The organism is Streptomyces sp. NPDC020489 (genome assembly GCF_044386545.1).
Lineage (GTDB): Bacteria > Actinomycetota > Actinomycetes > Streptomycetales > Streptomycetaceae > Streptomyces.
The window spans coordinates 138,087-152,790 of the sequence record NZ_JBIRUZ010000018.1 but is presented as its reverse complement, the minus strand read 5'-3'; the positions used below and the strand labels follow the sequence as shown (position 1 = coordinate 152,790).

The window sequence follows — 14,704 nt, the reverse complement described above, 5'->3', positions numbered from 1 at the left end:
GGTCAGCCCTCCGTGCGCGGGAAGGAGACCTCTACCCGGCGGTTCTTCTTGCGGCCGGATTCCGTGGAGTTGTCGGCGATCGGGTACTGCTCGCCGTATCCGCGCACCTCGTAGGTGATGTTCGCGTCGTTCAACTCGCCGTCCAGAACGTCCTGTACGGCGTTGGCCCGCTGCTTCGACAGGACGTCACCGTGGGCCGAGGTGCCGAGGTTGTCGGTAAAGCCGAAGACGCGGATCCTCGTCGCGTTCTGCTTCTTGATCTCGTCCGCGATCGCGGCGATCCGGGCCTTGGACTCGCCGCTCAGCTTCGCGCTGTCCTTGCTGAAGAGGACCTCCGCCTGGAGCGCGAACTTCACGTCGGCGTTGGTGTCCTCGCGACGCTCCTCACCGGCCTCGTCCTCGACGACCTGCTTGATGTCGAGCACCTTCGGCTCCGCGAGCGTGGCGCCCTCGGGGAGCTTCAGGTCGGGGTCGTTCGGGTCGACCTTCACCGGTGCGGAGGCCGAGGCCTCGGTGCCCGGCGGAACGCTGGGGTCGTCCTTGGCGTGGGCCGTGGCGGCGCCGTAGAGGTTCGTGGCGACCATGACCGTGGCGGCGGTGACCGCCAGGGCCAGGCGTGGAGCCGCCGCTCGGGTGGGGGTGCGGGTCATGGCCGGCCTCACCCGGAGATCTTGATCGTGGCGCTGGAGAAGGTGGGGAGTTGCAGAGCGACGTCCGTAGTGCTCGAGGGCGGGGCCGGGAACTGCATGAAGACGGCGAGTTCTTCACCGGACTTGATGATCGAGAGACCGGTCGTCGTCAGCGGGCGCCCTTCCGTGTCGCGCAGGACGTAGTAGCGCTTCTTCTCTTTGGAGTCGATGAGAGTGGCGCCGCCGAGTGACCTGTCGTGCGCGAGGATCTCCGTCTCGTCCCCACGCAACGCGCCCGGCACCGTGACCGACTTGGCACCGTCGTTCTTCAGTGTGCCGTTCACCGTCACGAATCCGCCCGCGTCCCGTTCCGCGGAGGTGACCTGGAGGATCAGTCCGCTCGACCCTTTCAACTCTGCCTGAACCTCATCCGACTGTCCTTCCTGCGGACTCGGGTCAGACCCCTCTGTCTGTGATGCCGACGCCGTCGTCTCCGGCTTCTTGTCGTCGTCTCCCCCGCTACCGCAACCGGCCACGCCGAGGGCCAGACCGGCCGCAACGGTCAACGCGACCATCCCCCTGCGGGCCTTCGCCGTGAACCGAATGTCCATGCGTCTGTTTCCTTCGCCAGTCGTCGTTCGCTTGTCAGTCGGCCAGATGGACTTCGAAGAGATCCTCGGGCTCGGGCAGGACGAGGTCGTCCGGGTCCAGGTCCCAGTCCCGGTCCTCGCAGTCGAGACGCGGCAGCACGTCGTCCGGTGCGTCGTCCGGTGCGTCCTCCGCGGGGGGCTCGAACTCACAGAGCAGCTCGATGTCGGCGGTGGCGGACGCCGTGGACTGCTTGTCCTCCGTGCCGGGGATGACGGACTCCCCCACGGTCTTGTTCGTCCTGACCTCGACGGTGTACGAGAGCAGCCCGTTCGGGGAGCATCCCAGTACTTCGGCATCGTTCTGTGCCGCCAGCTGGTCCGCGCGTCCGCACGGGTCATCGGGCAGGGGCGCGATGCCGTCGAAGATGTCCTGCCACTTGGTGGGATCGAGCACGTCCGTCACCCATTGGGCGGCGAGTTGATCCCGTCGTTCCTGGGCCGCCGCGAGGGCCGCTGCGTCAGCGGCGGTCTGGGCCCCGTTCCGGTTTGCCGCGGCCTGGCCGACCGCAAGGTACGCGAACGCGAGAAAGAGCAGGCCCCCCACCACCGTGATGTAGATGGGGAAAGCCTGCCCTGCGTCGCCGCGTACGCGACTGCGCATCAGCCCGTGATCTCGCCGATCTTCGTAGTGATCGCGTCGGCGATCTGGTTGCCGAAGTCCGTGCCCAGAAGAACCAAGATGATCGCCACGACCACCGCGATGATGCCCAGGTACTCCACAGCCGTCTGCCCCCTGTCGTCCCGCTCGGCGCGCGACTTGAGGTACGAGACCGTGGTGTTGATCCAGTTGCTCATCGTGTTCCCCTTGGGTGTCGGCCTGACTAGCGACACGAGGAAGGTACGACGGAACAGCGCGCGCGTCACAGGGTCCCAGGACCCAATTCCGGGCCCAGAGGCAAGTCATGACGGCTCCCGGGGCGAATCGGGTGCTGTGCCGAGCCACTTGGCGGCGGCCTCCGCGCGACTGGTGCTGTGGAGCTTGGCGAAGATGCGGTTGATGTGGTTCTTGACCGTCTTCTCGCTGATGAAGCAGGTGGCGGCGATCTGCTGGTTGTTCATGCCTGACGCGATGAGGTCCATGATCTCCGCCTCCCTCGTGCTGAGTTGGTAGTGCGACTTCGAGGACTGTCCCACATCTGGTTGCATTCGCGAAAGCCCCTCCGCAGAATTCAGTGGGTACTTGGGGTGAACCGCCGATGATTCGTATGCAGTTGCACTTGCATGGCCCAGCCCTTCGGGCAGGCGCGGGCCGTCCGAACCCCGGAGGCGGGCCACCACCGCGTTCGCCGCCGACGTCGTGAAATGGGCGCTGCCGGTCCTGCTGTCCCGTACCGCGGCGATCAGTTGGTCCGCGGTGAACTCGCCGTGGACGAGGTAGCCGGCGGCGCCTCTGCGCAGGGCTTCGTGGACGATCTCCGACTCGCTGCTGTAGGTGAGCATCACCACCGGGGCGATCGGCACCAGGTGCGGGAGGGCCGAGATGCCGTCCACGCCCGGCATGCGGACGTCCAGGAGGACGACGTCGGGGCGGTGCCGTAGGGCCGCCTCGTAGGCCTCTCTGCCGTCGGCGGCCGACGCCACCACGGTGATGTCCTCGCGGCCGGAGAGGAGGGCCGTCAGGCCCGCACGGACCACCGGGTTGTCGTCCGCCACGACGACGCGGAGCGGGCCTGCCGGTGGGGCGGGGGGCGGGAAGTCCTCGAACGGGTTGGGGGGTGTCGTCGTGGGGTCCGGCACCGGGGCTTCCTCCTCTCGTGAGTCCGTGGGGGGGGGCGTACGGCGTTCTCAGGCGGTCCCTGTCGCGAGCGCGGCCAGCGGCAGTTCCAGGCGGACCTCCGTGCCGCGGGCGTGGGTGCCGCGGCCGATGCGGATGCGGGCGCCGACCGTGGCGGCTCGCTCGACCATGCCGACCAGGCCGAAGTGACCGGTGTGGCGCAGCTGTTCGAGGCTGGTGCCCGGGGCGAGGCCGCAGCCGTCGTCGTAGACGCTGATGCGGAGGAGGTCGCCGTGGACTCCGGCGCTGACGTCCACGTGGCTCGGTGCCGCGTGGCGCTGGGCGTTCTCCATGGCCTCCGAGGTGATGGTGAGGAGTTGGCGGGCCACGGCGGGCGGTAGTCCGGGGAGCGGGTGTTCGCCGGTGGGGCGGTAGGTGGCCTTCAGGCCCGTGCGGCGGCTGAAGTCGTCGGTTCTGGCCGCGAGTTCGGTCAGCACGTCGGTGCCGTGATCGGGGTCCGTCTCGCGGCGGAGGTCGGCCAGGAGTTCCCGGGACTCGGCGGCGGCGCGGCGGGCCGAGCGGGCGACCAGCTCGGCCTGTTGTCTCACCAGCGCGGGGTCCATGCGGTCGACCGAACCGGCCAGACCGTCCGCCGCGAGGGCCACACCGTGCAGGGTCTTCGCCACCGAGTCGTGCATCTCGCGTGCCAGGCGGGCGCGTTCGGCGCCGACCGCCTCCGTGACGGCGAGGCGGGCCTGGACGGAGGCCAGGGCCTGGGTGGCGGCCCCGAAGCTGAGCATGAGGTTGCGCAGGGTCACCCCCATGGCGCCGGTGACGACACAGAGGCCGGGCAGCAGCAGGGCCTCGGCGACCGTGGGGTGGAGGTCCTTCGAGCTCGCGTAGACCGTGACGAGGACGAGGCCCTGGAGCGAGGCGAAGCAGCCGGCTCCTCGCCAGCCGTAGACCAGGCCGGCGAGGAGGGGGGTGCAGACGCTGACGTAGGCGAGGGTGGTGTCCGGTCCGGCGGAGACGAGGAGGAGGGCGCCGAAGAGGGTGTCCACGGCCAGCAGGACGGGGTGGCGCAGCAGGAGGGGGCCGAAGCGTTCCCAGTCCCGGAACAGGACGTAGGAGGTCATGAAGGTGACCAGTACGGCCGCGGCGACCAGGCGGGCGCCCAGGCCGGGGGCGGCGTTGAGGAGGGCGGAGGGGGCGGCCAGGGCGATCATGGCCAGGCGGAAGCCGAAGACCTGGCGGCACAGGGCCTGGAGGGCGTTGATCTGGATGGGGATGGCGGGGGTGGGGGCGGCGCCTCCGGTGCGGGTGTGGGAGGGCGCTGCTCGGTCTTCGGCCGGGGTCTCGATCCCACCGGCACCGGCGGCACCTCGGCCGCAGTCGGCCGCGCCCACTCCCGCGGCACCACCCCCACCGCCGGCCCCACCCGCACCCGCGCCCCCGCCCCCGAAGGCCACACCCGTCGCCCCAGGCTTCGTCATCACCATGGTCTCCTCCCCCCTCCCTACTTGCCCGTGATCGTGCCGAAGTCCGTGCCGGAGCCGAGGATCAGGCCGGCGGCGAGGAGCAGCATCGTGGCCGGGACCATGAACGTGGTGATCATCATTGTGGCCTTGGGGACCGCGCGGGCGGCCTTGCGGCGGGCGTTCTGGGCGTCGGTGCGGCGCATGTCCTTGGCGAGGGCGATGAGCGTGTCGACGATCGGCGCGCCCAGCTCCTCGCCCTGCTGGAGCGCGGTGACGAACATGGCGACCTGCTCGGAGTCGTTGCGTCGGCGCAGTTCCGCGAAGGCCTGGCGGCGGCTCATGCCGAGGTCCATCTGGCGCAGGGTGATGCGGAGTTCGTCGGCCCAGGGACCCTCGTACTTCTGCGCCACCCGGTCCAGCGCCTGGCGGAAGCCGAGACCGGCGCTCACCACCACGGCCAGGACGTCCAGGAAGTCCGGCAGGGTCCGTTCGATCTCGTCCTTGCGGATCCTGATCGCGGACCAGATGCCGACCTCCGTCCAGAAGACGCCGAACGCGAACAGCAGCAGCGCCATGAGGGGGATGCCGCGCATGAGGAAGACCAGGCCGCCGAACCCGCCCAGGAAGCCGTACACCGCCCGCCGGGCCGCGTACCGGTCGATCGTGAGGCCGCCCGGGTTACCCGCCAGGTCGATCTTGCGGCGGTACTTCGCCACCCGCTTGGGCCCCATCAGGCGGAGCACCGTCGGGGCGTAGCGCATGCCGAGGCGGTCGATGACGGAGTCGACCGCGCCGGTCCGGGTGGCGCCGACCTCCAGGGCGAGCGCCAGGTCGGCGGGGAGTCTGGCGTCGGCGCGGTACATGCGGATGCCGGCGAAGACGCCCCAGACTCCGAGGCCCATCAGCAGGGCCAGCAGGTATGCCATGGTCGTGGCCCCCTCAGACGTCGATCCGGGACAGGCGGCGGATGAGGACGAACCCGACCGCGTAGAGCACGAAGGCGATGATGACCGCGGCCTGGCCGGCCGGGGAGCCGGTCATGCGGTCCAGGGCGCCGTCCTTGACGCTGTTCATCAGGAGCAGCGAGCCGATTCCGAGGACCGGGACTGCGTACGAGGTCATGTTGACCTGGGCCAGTTGGGTGCGGACCTCCCGCCGGGTCTCCTTGCGTTCCTCCAGGGTCTCGGTCAGGTTGCGCAGGGCGCCCACGACTTGGCCGCCCGCGCGGTTGGACAGCACCAGCGTCGTGACCAGGACGACGAGTTCGCGCGAGGGCAGGCGCTCGGCCATCTCGCCCAGGGCGTCGTCCAGGGAGGCGCCCAGGGAGAGTTGGTTGGCCACCTTGCCGAGTTCCTCGCCCGCGGGGGCCTCCAGTTCCTCCGCCGCCATGCCGATCGCCGTGCGCAGGGCGAGTCCGGCCTGGGTGGCGTTGGCCAGGATGCGCGCCAGCTCCGGGAGTTGGTTGATGAACCGCTCGATGCGTTTCTGGCGCTGCCAGTTGAGGAACTGCAACGCGACCCAGATGCCGAGCAGGCCGGCGAGCGGGCCGAAGAAGGGGGCCAGGGCGGCCTGGCTGATCAGGAAGAGGCCGGTGGCCGTGGCCATCATGTAGACGAAGAACTCGCCCGGCGTGATGTCCAGGCCCGTGGCGGCCAGGCGGAGTTCCAGTTTCCGGCCGAGCCCGGTGCGGCGCAGCCGGCGGTCCAGGGCCGGGAAGCGGCGCCGTCGGCCGCCGGTGTCGGTCTGGCCCGTCGCCGCGAGGCGGTCGATGAGGGCCTGGCGCTGCGCCTTGCCCATGGCGTACGCGTGCAGGCCCGCCACCGCCAGGACACAGGTCAGCAGGGAGACGCCGGTCGTGAGCGCGATCAGGGCGGGCAGGTCCATCGTCAGATCCATGTCCGGGTCCATTCGAGATCCATCGGGCGTACCTACCTGGCCTCTCGGGTCGTCAGCTCGGCCATGGACCGGGCCACGCCGAACGCCTGGGGGATCGGCTGGTTCGCCATGTAGAGGCGGTCGGCCGTGCGGCGTGGGAGCGGGAAGTACTCGAAGGCGCCGTGGACGCGGCCGTCCGCGGTCATCGGCTGGGCGTGGAAGCGGGCCACCGTGGCCAGGCGGTACGGCTCGCCGCCGTGGCTGTCCAGGATGGCGATCTCGGTGATGCGCCGGGCTCCGTCGGGGAAGCGGGTCAGCTGGATGATCACGTCCAGGGCGCTGTTGATCTGGTCGTGCAGCGCCTCGAAGGGGACCCCGACCTCGGACATCGACGCGAGGGTCTTCAGCCGCATCAGCGCGTCCTCGGTGCTGTTGGCGTGGACGGTGGCCAGGGAGCCGTCGTGGCCCGTCGACATCGCCTGGAGCATGTCCAGGGACTCGCCGCCGCGGACCTCGCCGACCACGATCCGGTCCGGGCGCATCCGCAGCGAGTTGCGGACCAGGTCGCGGATGGTGACCTGGCCCTTGCCCTCGACGTTCGGCGGGCGGGACTCCAGGCGGATCACATGGGCCTGCTGGAGCTGGAGTTCCGCCGAGTCCTCGATGGTGATGATGCGTTCGACCTCGGGGATCAGGCCGGAGAGGGCGTTGAGGAGGGTCGTCTTCCCGGTGCCCGTCGCGCCCGACACGATGATGTTGAACTTCGCCTGCACCAGGCCCGCGAGGAGATACAGCATGGGCTCGTCGAGGGAGCCGAAGCCGATCATCTCCTGGAGGGTGAAGGAGCGCGGGAAGCGGCGGATGGTGAGCGTCGCGCCGGTCAGGGACAGCGGCGGGATGATCACGTTCACGCGTTCGCCGGACGGGAGACGGGCGTCGACCATCGGATTCGACTCGTCCACGCGGCGGTTGACCGTGGAGACGATCCGCTCGATCGTCTGCATCAGCTGGTCGTGGGAGGGGAAGCGGAGCGGGAGCTGCTCCACCCGGCCGCCCCGCTCGACGAAGATCGCGTCCGGGCCGTTCACCATGATCTCGGTGATCGAGGCGTCCTCCAGCAGCGGTTCCAGGATGCCCAGGCCCAGTGCCTCGTCGACGACCCGGCGGATGAGTTGCGAGCGCTCGACCGTGGACAGCACGGGGCCCTCACGGCTGATGATGTGCCCGAGCACGCGTTCCAGGCGGGCCCTGCGCTCGGCCGCCGCCAGCGAGCTCATCTCCGCGAGGTCGATCTCCTCCAGCAGCTTGGCGCGGTAGGAGGCGACCAGGTGGCCGTCCTCGCCCCGGCCGCCGTGCTCCTCGGGGGTGGTGATGCGTGCGCGCAGACTCATCGTCGTACCTCGTTCAGTGGTCGAGCGGCATGGTCGCGGTCCTGGTGGCGTCGCCGAAGTTCCAGAAGGGGACCACGTTCGGGATCTGCACGGTGGCGGTGACGGTCACCGAGTCGTCGCCCTCGGCGGCGGAGCACCCCACGCTGAGCCAGTCGCTGACGGCGGTCGTGCAGCCGTCCTGCGCGCTCAGCTCCAGCGAGGCGGCCCGCGCCCCGGCCCTGGCCGCCGTACCGGCCTGCTGGGCGGTGTAGGCGATGAGCCCGACCTGGACGCCCGCCATCGCGACGAGGATCAGGATCGGGATGAACCCGAGGTACTCGATGGCCACCTGGCCCAGGTCACGGACACCACGCACCCGGCGTACCCGACGCACCCAGTCCTCCCGGCGCACCCGGCGCACCCCGCGCTCCCCGCGGACTTTCCCGTCGTACGGCATCTCAGTCCGTCTCCTCCTCGACGGCCCCCGCGTGACCCTCGACCGTGAACGGGAAGCCGATCGCGCCCGGGAAGAGGACGGGGACCGTGAGTGCGACGTCGGCGGTGACATAGCCGCCGCCCGTACCGCAGGTCACCGTGCCGTCCCAGGCGTCCGGCAGCTTGTCCAGCCCCGCCTGTTGGCAGGCCCCCTGCCGCTCGCCCGGGCTCGCCGCCGTCCCCGCCCGCACCGCCTCGTCCGCCGCGTTCCCCGCCAGCGTGAAGGTGTAGCCGACCAGCACGAACTGCCACACCAGGACCAGGGTCAGGATGATCAGCGGGGTCATGCCGAGGAACTCGACGGTGACCTGGCCGGAGTCCCCGCGCCGCCTCACGGGCCCAGCTCCTTGCGTCGCCGGAAGCCCACCGCCGCGCGCTCGTTGCGCGACCGGCCGGCCTTGCGGGTCCTGTCAGTCGTGCCGACCAGCCCCAACTCGCCCGCCAGCGCCCACAGGGCCTGCTTGACCACGCTCTTGCTGTCGAGTTCGTGGACGCGGCCGGCGTCCACCACCCCTTGCAGTTCCTTGAAGTTGGCGGGGATCGCCACCCCGGCGACCGCCGTGCCGGTGATCTTCTGGATGAGCGGGGGCTGGATCTCGGTGCCGCGGGTGTGCCGGTTGACGACCACGGTGGTCTCCTCGGCCTTGCGGATCTGGAGCCGGTCCCACATCCGTACGGCGCGTTTGGCGCCGCGTACCGCGATCACGTCGGGGGTGGTGACCAGCAGGGCCGTGTCGGCCATCTCGACCGCGGCCGCGCCCGCGCCGCCGATCTGGGCGCCGCAGTCGATGACGACGATCTCGTAGCGGGAACGCAGGGCGCTGACGATCTGGCGGGCGGCGCGGTCGGTGACCTCCTCGCCGCGTTCGCCCTCGGCGGGGGCCAGCAGCAGGGCGAGGCCGGTGTCGTGGCGGAACACGGCGTCGGCGAGGACGCGCGGGGAGAGGTCGGTGATGGCGGCCAGGTCGACCACCGAGCGGCGGAACTGGACGTCCAGGAAGGAGGCGACGTCGCCGGTCTGGAGGTCGAGGTCGACCAGCGCCGTGCTGCGCCCGGACGCCTGTGCGGCCAGGGCGAGTTGGATCGCGGTCAGGGTGGTCCCCACGCCCCCCTTCGCCCCGCTCACCGTCACCACGGTCCCGCCGGCCCCGGTGAACACGTCGACGCTCGCGCCGAGATGACGCCGTACGCCCACGGACCACTGGGCGACGGCCTGGACCCGGCTGGCGAGTTCCTCGTAGCTCAGGGGCAGCGCCACCAGCCCCCGGGCGCCGTAGTCCATGGCGGCCTGGAAGAGGCCGGGGCCGGCGTCGGAGGTGACGAGGATGACGCCGACCGCGGGGAAGCGCAGGGCGACCTCGCGGATCAGCTCCAACGCGGGTACCGGGCCGATGCGTTCGTGGACGACGACGACCTCGGGCAGTTCGTCGACGGACTCGGCGGCGAGCCGTGCGAGGGTGTCGACGAGCTGGGTGGAGTCGGCGACCGGGGCGACCGGTTCGGCGTCCGGGAGCTGGCTGAGCAGGGTGGACAGGGAGCGGACCGCGTCCGCGTCGCCTACGGCCGGCAGGATCCTCGTGGGCATACGGCTCTCACTTGTCCTTCGCGAGTTCGTACGTGCGGTCCTGCTCGGGGACGGTTCCGGTCTCGCCGGGTGCGACCAGTGCGAGCCGGACGCGCTTGGCGAAGGATTCGGCGTACGTGATGCGCTGGGCGTCGATGGCGGAGAGCGCGAAGGTGATGGGGACGGCCTCGGTGGCCTTGCGGGTGCGGTCGTCGGCGTCGGGCTGGAGCGGGGTGAGGTCGCCGACGTCCAGGACCTTGGCGTTCGTGACGATGATCTTGGACTGGGCGACGGCGCCCTCCCGCTCGCCCTCGAAGGTGGCGTAGACGTTGACCGTGGAGCCCGGGGTGATCTTGCCGGCCACGCCGGTCGCGGCGTCGATCATGATGGCGACCTCCTGCTGGCCGGGGCGCAGGGCCGGCTGGGCGACGATCATGTCGCTCTGGAGCAGGGAGCCCTTCTTGAGGGTGGTCACCGCGATCTTGCCGTCGATCTGGCGGAGGTCGGTGACGGCGGTGTCCGACAGCCAGCGCTCGGGCATCCGTGTCTTCTCGAACTGGCCCGCGCTGAGCGCCGTGTAGGGCTCGACGTCGTCCTTGAGCCGGTAGGCGGTGACCTCGGGGCCGACCTTGGACTTCACGTCGCTGATGACGGACAGGACGCCGGCGAAGGCCGCGAGGGCACAGACCGCCGACAGGATCAGGAGTATGACGCCGCGGCGCTGACGGGAGTTCATGAACCGGACAACCTCATTGGGGGATATCGGTCGACAGGGCTCACCCGGCGGTGAGTTGGTTCTGCTGGTTCTCGGTGAGCGGGGACAGGGCGGAACAGAACACACAGCGGTCGCCGATCACCTCGATGCCGCACCAGTGGCAGGCGCCCTGGCGGACCGAGGTGACCAGTTGGTAGAGGACCGAGAGGTCGGGCAGGAACGAACAGAACTCGACCAGTCTCGGGGTGCCCCACCACACCGCCGACTCGGCGGGCAGCGGGGCCTCGCGCAGGCCCTGGACGTTCCAGGACGGGGCGAGGGTGGAGGTGACCCAGTCGGACTGGAGCTGGCCCTTGGCGACCAGCAGGGCGGTGGCGAACTCGGGGCCGGAGAGGGCGGCTTCGGGTCCGATTCTGACCAACTGGGGTTCGGGATGGGCGATCACACCGAACTGACTTCCCGGAACCCATGACTTGGCATGCGCCTTCAGGCTCACGGGAACGCGGTCCAGCTTGGTGACGGAACCGAGGACGGCGCCGGCGTGGATGTAGTGGGTGAGCAGCCGGCCCGCCGAGGCGAGCACGCCGGGGCTGAGGTCGCAGGAGGCCAGTTGCCGCAACTGCCGGGCCAGGACGGCCAGTCCGAGGGGCGGCAGATCGGGGCGGAACAGGGCGATGCGGTCGCTCTCCAGCAGGGACCGTACGGTGTGCAGGCGCCGTTCGACCGCTGTCGGCACCGCCTGGGAGCAGACGACGATGACATGGCCGTGCTGGTCGACCAGCGTCTGGAGGGTCGCCAGCGAGCGTTCCAGCGGCTCCTTGTCGAGGTCGGCCAGGACGACCGCGGGGACGGTCCGCTCGTCGTGTGGCGGCAGCGCCATGTCGGCACCGGTCACGGCAATGGCAGTTGGCACGCGCAGCTCCCCGTTCCCATGCCCCGCCGGTCCGACCGGCGTTACTCCGGCACACCCAGTCGACTTCACTGCGTGACTACGTCAGCACTCTAGCCACGGCCATGTGACCGGAGAACAGCGTTTCTTCAGCTGATGGCAACTGTTTTTGCCCAAGGCTCCGCAAATCAGGGCGGATTGCATATGCCGTCGCCGACCCGGGCCTGGCATCCGCCCGGGAGGGCCCGCAAAGTTGGTCTGGACCTATTGACGAGAGTATTGGTCTGGACCACTCTGCTGGTCATGGCCACACTCAGACGACGCTCGTTCCGTTTCTGGTCGGCAGCGGTTCTCGCAGCCCTCGCCCTCGGTGTCTCCGGCACGGCCCCGGCCTCCGCCGCGGACGTCAACAACGTCAAGAACGCCGGCTTCGAGTCCGGCCTGACCAACTGGACCTGTACGGCGGGCAGCGGCGCCACCGCCTCCTCGCCGGTGCACGGCGGCGCGGCCGCGCTGAAGGCGACGCCGGCCGGGCAGGACAACGCGAGGTGCACGCAGACGGTGGCGGTGAAGCCGCACTCGACGTACACGCTCAGCGCGTGGGTCCAGGGCGGCTACTCCTACCTCGGCGTCACCGGCACCGGCACGACGGACGTGTCGACGTGGACGCCGGACTCGTCGAGCTGGAAGCAGCTGTCGACCACCTTCACCACCGGCGCCTCGACGAGCTCGGTGACGGTCTACACCCACGGCTGGTACGGGCAGGCGGCGTACTACGCGGACGACGTCTCCGTGTACGGCCCGGACGGCGGCGGGGGCACCGACCCGGCCCCGACGGTCCCGGGCGCCCCGGGCGGCCTCGCGGTCTCGGGCCGGACGTCGTCCTCGGTCTCCCTGTCCTGGAACGCGGTCTCCGGCGCCACGGGGTATGCCGTGTACCGCGACGGTGCGAAGGTGACCGCGGTGAGCGGCACCTCGGCGACGGTGACCGGGCTCGCGGCGTCGACGTCGTACTCCTTCCAGGTCACGGCGACCAACTCGGCGGGCGAGTCGGCGAGGTCGGCCGCGGTGACGGGGACGACGACGGCGACCCCGACCGGCCCGGCGCTGCCGAAGCACGCCGTCACCGGGTACTGGCAGAACTTCAACAACGGGGCGAAGGTCCAGAAGATCTCCGACGTGCCGTCCCAGTACGACATCATCGCGGTGGCCTTCGCGGACGCCACGACGACTCCGGGCGCGGTGACCTTCAGCCTGGACTCGGCGGGGCTCGGCGGGTACACGGTGGACCAGTTCAAGGCGGACGTCGCGGCGAAGAAGGCGGCCGGGAAGAAGGTGATCATCTCGGTCGGCGGTGAGCGCGGGACGGTCTCCGTGAACGACTCCGCCTCCGCGGCGAACTTCGCGAACTCGGTGTACGCGCTGATGCAGACCTACGGCTTCGACGGCGTGGACATCGACCTGGAGAACGGCCTCAACGCGACGTACATGACCCAGGCGTTGCGGTCCCTGTCCGCGAAGGCGGGCTCGTCGCTGATCATCACGATGGCTCCGCAGACGATCGACATGCAGTCGACGTCCGGTGCCTACTTCCAGACGGCGCTGAACATCAAGGACATCCTCACCGTCGTCAACATGCAGTACTACAACAGCGGTTCGATGCTCGGCTGCGACGGCAAGGTCTACGCACAGGGCTCGGTGGACTTCCTCACCGCGCTGGCCTGCATCCAGCTGGAGGGCGGCCTGTCCGCGTCCCAGGTGGGCCTGGGCCTGCCCGCCTCGACCAGCGGCGCGGGCAGTGGTTACGTCTCGCCGACCGTGGTGAACAACGCGCTCGACTGCCTGACGAAGGGCACCAACTGCGGCTCCTTCAAGCCGTCGCGGACCTACCCGGACCTGCGGGGCGCCATGACGTGGTCCACCAACTGGGACGCGACGGCCGGGAACGCGTGGTCCAACGCCGTGGGCCCGCACGTGCACGCGCTGCCGTAGCCCGTCCCTCGGAGGGGGCCTACCGGGTGGTGGCCCCCTCTTCGTGGCCGCGGCGGTGGCGTGCTCGGCGGCCGTTCCCGGACAGGCCGGCCAGCCGGTCCGCGGCCATGAAGACGAGGACCCCGATCGCGCCGCCGAGGGAGTTCAGGGTGAAGTCGTCGACATCGGCGACCCGCCCGCCCCCGGCGAGCATCTGAGACAGCTCGATAAGGAAGCTGAAGGCCGCGCAGGCGCACAGCGCGGCCCACAGCCTGACCCCGGGCCAGGACAGCTTGATCAGCGGGGGGAACAGGGTGAACATCAGGACGTTCGCCAGGGCTTCCCTGACGATCATTTCCTTCTCCATGGAGCCGAGGTTCTCGCCCCCGGCGAAGAAGTAGGCGAGCCCGCCGGATTCCAGATGCCCGCTTCCCCCCGCGTCGTAGCCCAGGGAAAAGGTGGCGACCACCACCAGAAGGAAATAGCCCCCGAGGGCCGTGCGGCAGACCGTGGTGACGCTTTCCCCGTGTCGTCGGGCCGCAATGATGACGGCGGCCACCACCGCGACGGAAACGAGAAGCGCCCACACCGTGTTGGCCGGCGTCACCCAATAGACGATCTGCCACAGGGACATGAAAACCTCGGAATAGCTACGGGCAGACCCACTTGGTGACGTACGTGTCACCACTGTGCTTCATCGTACCCCTGATGCAACTGTCGCTCTGCTTGACCGGCTTCCGGCCGTACTTGATGGTCTTCCCGGTTTCGACACGGAGATTGGGGGAGTCGAACTGAGGGCTGTCCACATAGCCGTTGCTGAACTTCTCCTGCCACCCGAGCTTGACGGTGATGGTCCCGTCGGCGCCGGCGGCACCATGCCGCCAGTAGGAGGTCACCCACTTGCCGTCGACCTTCCGGATGCAGAGCTGGCCGTTGTCGGTGTCACCGCATCCGTTCGGCGTGGCCGACGCCTGAGGTGCGAACGCGACGCTCGCGAGAAGGACGGCGGCAAGGCTCGTCAGGACCTTCAGTCTTTTCATGGTTCTCCCCAATTCTTGGTCTTCGTACGGAGAACCCCGCTCGCCCCGTGGAAAGAATCCACAGAGGTGTTTTCCGGTGCATCCCCCGCGATGACGCATGGTCAGTGCGTCACCGCCGCCCATAAGATCATCCGCGGCCATGAGCAGGCAAACCGAATAGGCCCCGATGAAGTTCCGGCACGGTGGGTTCCATCATGACGGTAATGGTCCGTCAAAAAGCGGCGCGAAAGGCATTCGCGTGGCCTCGCCTCCGCGACGCCGGGGAGTGCGCCGTTCGACGGGCAGGCGCCCCGGGTCGGCGGGAGCGGGCGACC

Annotated in this window: 17 protein-coding genes; 1 reads left to right on the top strand and 16 read right to left on the bottom strand. The window is 69.8% G+C overall.

The genetic code is table 11. The annotated features are described in order from the left end of the window. Nucleotides 1-2: 2 nt before the first annotated feature. From ACH41F_RS36560 to ACH41F_RS36495, 14 genes are all read right to left on the bottom strand, one after another. On the bottom strand, nt 3-650 hold the full coding sequence (locus ACH41F_RS36560; RefSeq protein ID WP_391234957.1) for an OmpA family protein: 648 nt from the start codon (nt 648-650) through the stop codon (nt 3-5). Between the two features lie 8 nt (nt 651-658). Further along, on the bottom strand, nt 659-1,240 hold the full coding sequence (locus tag ACH41F_RS36555) for a hypothetical protein (protein ID WP_391234956.1): 582 nt from the start codon (nt 1,238-1,240) through the stop codon (nt 659-661). Between the two features lie 34 nt (nt 1,241-1,274). Continuing rightward, nucleotides 1,275-1,880 carry a pilus assembly protein TadG-related protein gene (locus tag ACH41F_RS36550; protein WP_391234954.1) on the bottom strand — a complete coding sequence of 202 codons (606 nt, stop codon included), beginning with the start codon at nt 1,878-1,880 and terminating at the stop codon, nt 1,275-1,277. Then, nucleotides 1,880-2,074 (bottom strand): Flp family type IVb pilin, encoded by a 195-nt coding sequence (locus ACH41F_RS36545; protein ID WP_391234952.1) that lies wholly within the window; start codon nt 2,072-2,074, stop codon nt 1,880-1,882. Before ACH41F_RS36545 ends, ACH41F_RS36550 begins: the two co-directional genes overlap by 1 nt. A 105-nt stretch (nt 2,075-2,179) precedes the next feature. Beyond that, entirely contained in the window at nt 2,180-3,016 is an 837-nt protein-coding gene (locus tag ACH41F_RS36540) for a response regulator (RefSeq protein ID WP_398839397.1), read from the bottom strand. A 48-nt stretch (nt 3,017-3,064) separates the two neighbouring features. Continuing rightward, the gene (locus tag ACH41F_RS36535) at nt 3,065-4,486 is read right to left on the bottom strand and encodes a sensor histidine kinase (RefSeq protein WP_398839395.1); all 1,422 of its coding nucleotides are present in this window, start codon (nt 4,484-4,486) and stop codon (nt 3,065-3,067) included. Nucleotides 4,487-4,509: 23 nt separating this feature from the next. Next, nucleotides 4,510-5,397: a DUF5936 domain-containing protein gene (locus tag ACH41F_RS36530; protein ID WP_391234946.1), complete on the bottom strand. Its 888-nt coding sequence runs from the start codon at nt 5,395-5,397 to the stop codon at nt 4,510-4,512. 13 nt (nt 5,398-5,410) lie between these two features. Then, the gene (locus ACH41F_RS36525) at nt 5,411-6,355 is read right to left on the bottom strand and encodes a type II secretion system F family protein (RefSeq protein WP_398839440.1); all 945 of its coding nucleotides are present in this window, start codon (nt 6,353-6,355) and stop codon (nt 5,411-5,413) included. A gap of 44 nt (nt 6,356-6,399) precedes the next feature. Beyond that, nucleotides 6,400-7,737 carry an ATPase, T2SS/T4P/T4SS family gene (locus tag ACH41F_RS36520; protein ID WP_391234944.1) on the bottom strand — a complete coding sequence of 446 codons (1,338 nt, stop codon included), beginning with the start codon at nt 7,735-7,737 and terminating at the stop codon, nt 6,400-6,402. Between the two features lie 13 nt (nt 7,738-7,750). Next, nucleotides 7,751-8,173 carry a TadE/TadG family type IV pilus assembly protein gene (locus ACH41F_RS36515; RefSeq protein WP_391234942.1) on the bottom strand — a complete coding sequence of 141 codons (423 nt, stop codon included), beginning with the start codon at nt 8,171-8,173 and terminating at the stop codon, nt 7,751-7,753. 1 nt (nt 8,174) lies between these two features. After that, nucleotides 8,175-8,498 (bottom strand): pilus assembly protein, encoded by a 324-nt coding sequence (locus ACH41F_RS36510; RefSeq protein ID WP_398839437.1) that lies wholly within the window; start codon nt 8,496-8,498, stop codon nt 8,175-8,177. Between the two features lie 44 nt (nt 8,499-8,542). Beyond that, on the bottom strand, nt 8,543-9,796 hold the full coding sequence (locus tag ACH41F_RS36505) for an AAA family ATPase (protein ID WP_391234940.1): 1,254 nt from the start codon (nt 9,794-9,796) through the stop codon (nt 8,543-8,545). A 7-nt stretch (nt 9,797-9,803) separates the two neighbouring features. Further along, nucleotides 9,804-10,511, bottom strand: a complete 708-nt coding sequence (gene cpaB, locus ACH41F_RS36500) for a Flp pilus assembly protein CpaB (RefSeq protein ID WP_391234938.1) — start codon at nt 10,509-10,511, stop codon at nt 9,804-9,806. A 40-nt stretch (nt 10,512-10,551) separates the two neighbouring features. Then, nucleotides 10,552-11,403: a hypothetical protein gene (locus ACH41F_RS36495; protein WP_391234936.1), complete on the bottom strand. Its 852-nt coding sequence runs from the start codon at nt 11,401-11,403 to the stop codon at nt 10,552-10,554. A gap of 279 nt (nt 11,404-11,682) precedes the next feature. On the opposite strand from ACH41F_RS36495, the gene ACH41F_RS36490 reads away from it, so the two are divergent. Continuing rightward, the gene (locus tag ACH41F_RS36490; RefSeq protein WP_398839391.1) at nt 11,683-13,371 is read left to right on the top strand and encodes a chitinase; all 1,689 of its coding nucleotides are present in this window, start codon (nt 11,683-11,685) and stop codon (nt 13,369-13,371) included. Between the two features lie 19 nt (nt 13,372-13,390). Here the strand turns inward: ACH41F_RS36490 and ACH41F_RS36485 are convergent, their stop codons facing one another. Beyond that, nucleotides 13,391-13,984 (bottom strand): VanZ family protein, encoded by a 594-nt coding sequence (locus tag ACH41F_RS36485; protein WP_398839389.1) that lies wholly within the window; start codon nt 13,982-13,984, stop codon nt 13,391-13,393. Between the two features lie 16 nt (nt 13,985-14,000). Then, the gene (locus ACH41F_RS36480) at nt 14,001-14,390 is read right to left on the bottom strand and encodes a hypothetical protein (protein WP_391234930.1); all 390 of its coding nucleotides are present in this window, start codon (nt 14,388-14,390) and stop codon (nt 14,001-14,003) included. Nucleotides 14,391-14,704: the final 314 nt, after the last annotated feature.

Bases quoted from the DNA above. Each gene is read 5' to 3' on its own strand.
- ACH41F_RS36530 (WP_391234946.1), bottom strand. From the start codon at position 5,397: ATGGCATACCTGCTGGCCCTGCTGATGGGCCTCGGAGTCTGGGGCGTC.
- ACH41F_RS36505 (WP_391234940.1), bottom strand. From the start codon at position 9,796: ATGCCCACGAGGATCCTGCCGGCCGTAGGCGACGCGGACGCGGTCCGC.
- ACH41F_RS36520 (WP_391234944.1), bottom strand. From the start codon at position 7,737: ATGAGTCTGCGCGCACGCATCACCACCCCCGAGGAGCACGGCGGCCGG.
- ACH41F_RS36510 (WP_398839437.1), bottom strand. From the start codon at position 8,498: ATGACCCCGCTGATCATCCTGACCCTGGTCCTGGTGTGGCAGTTCGTG.
- cpaB (WP_391234938.1), bottom strand. From the start codon at position 10,511: ATGAACTCCCGTCAGCGCCGCGGCGTCATACTCCTGATCCTGTCGGCG.
- ACH41F_RS36525 (WP_398839440.1), bottom strand. From the start codon at position 6,355: ATGGACCTGCCCGCCCTGATCGCGCTCACGACCGGCGTCTCCCTGCTG.
- ACH41F_RS36535 (WP_398839395.1), bottom strand. From the start codon at position 4,486: ATGACGAAGCCTGGGGCGACGGGTGTGGCCTTCGGGGGCGGGGGCGCG.
- ACH41F_RS36550 (WP_391234954.1), bottom strand. From the start codon at position 1,880: ATGCGCAGTCGCGTACGCGGCGACGCAGGGCAGGCTTTCCCCATCTAC.
- ACH41F_RS36480 (WP_391234930.1), bottom strand. From the start codon at position 14,390: ATGAAAAGACTGAAGGTCCTGACGAGCCTTGCCGCCGTCCTTCTCGCG.
- ACH41F_RS36555 (WP_391234956.1), bottom strand. From the start codon at position 1,240: ATGGACATTCGGTTCACGGCGAAGGCCCGCAGGGGGATGGTCGCGTTG.
- ACH41F_RS36515 (WP_391234942.1), bottom strand. From the start codon at position 8,173: ATGCCGTACGACGGGAAAGTCCGCGGGGAGCGCGGGGTGCGCCGGGTG.
- ACH41F_RS36490 (WP_398839391.1), top strand. From the start codon at position 11,683: ATGGCCACACTCAGACGACGCTCGTTCCGTTTCTGGTCGGCAGCGGTT.
- ACH41F_RS36560 (WP_391234957.1), bottom strand. From the start codon at position 650: ATGACCCGCACCCCCACCCGAGCGGCGGCTCCACGCCTGGCCCTGGCG.
- ACH41F_RS36485 (WP_398839389.1), bottom strand. From the start codon at position 13,984: ATGTCCCTGTGGCAGATCGTCTATTGGGTGACGCCGGCCAACACGGTG.
- ACH41F_RS36545 (WP_391234952.1), bottom strand. From the start codon at position 2,074: ATGAGCAACTGGATCAACACCACGGTCTCGTACCTCAAGTCGCGCGCC.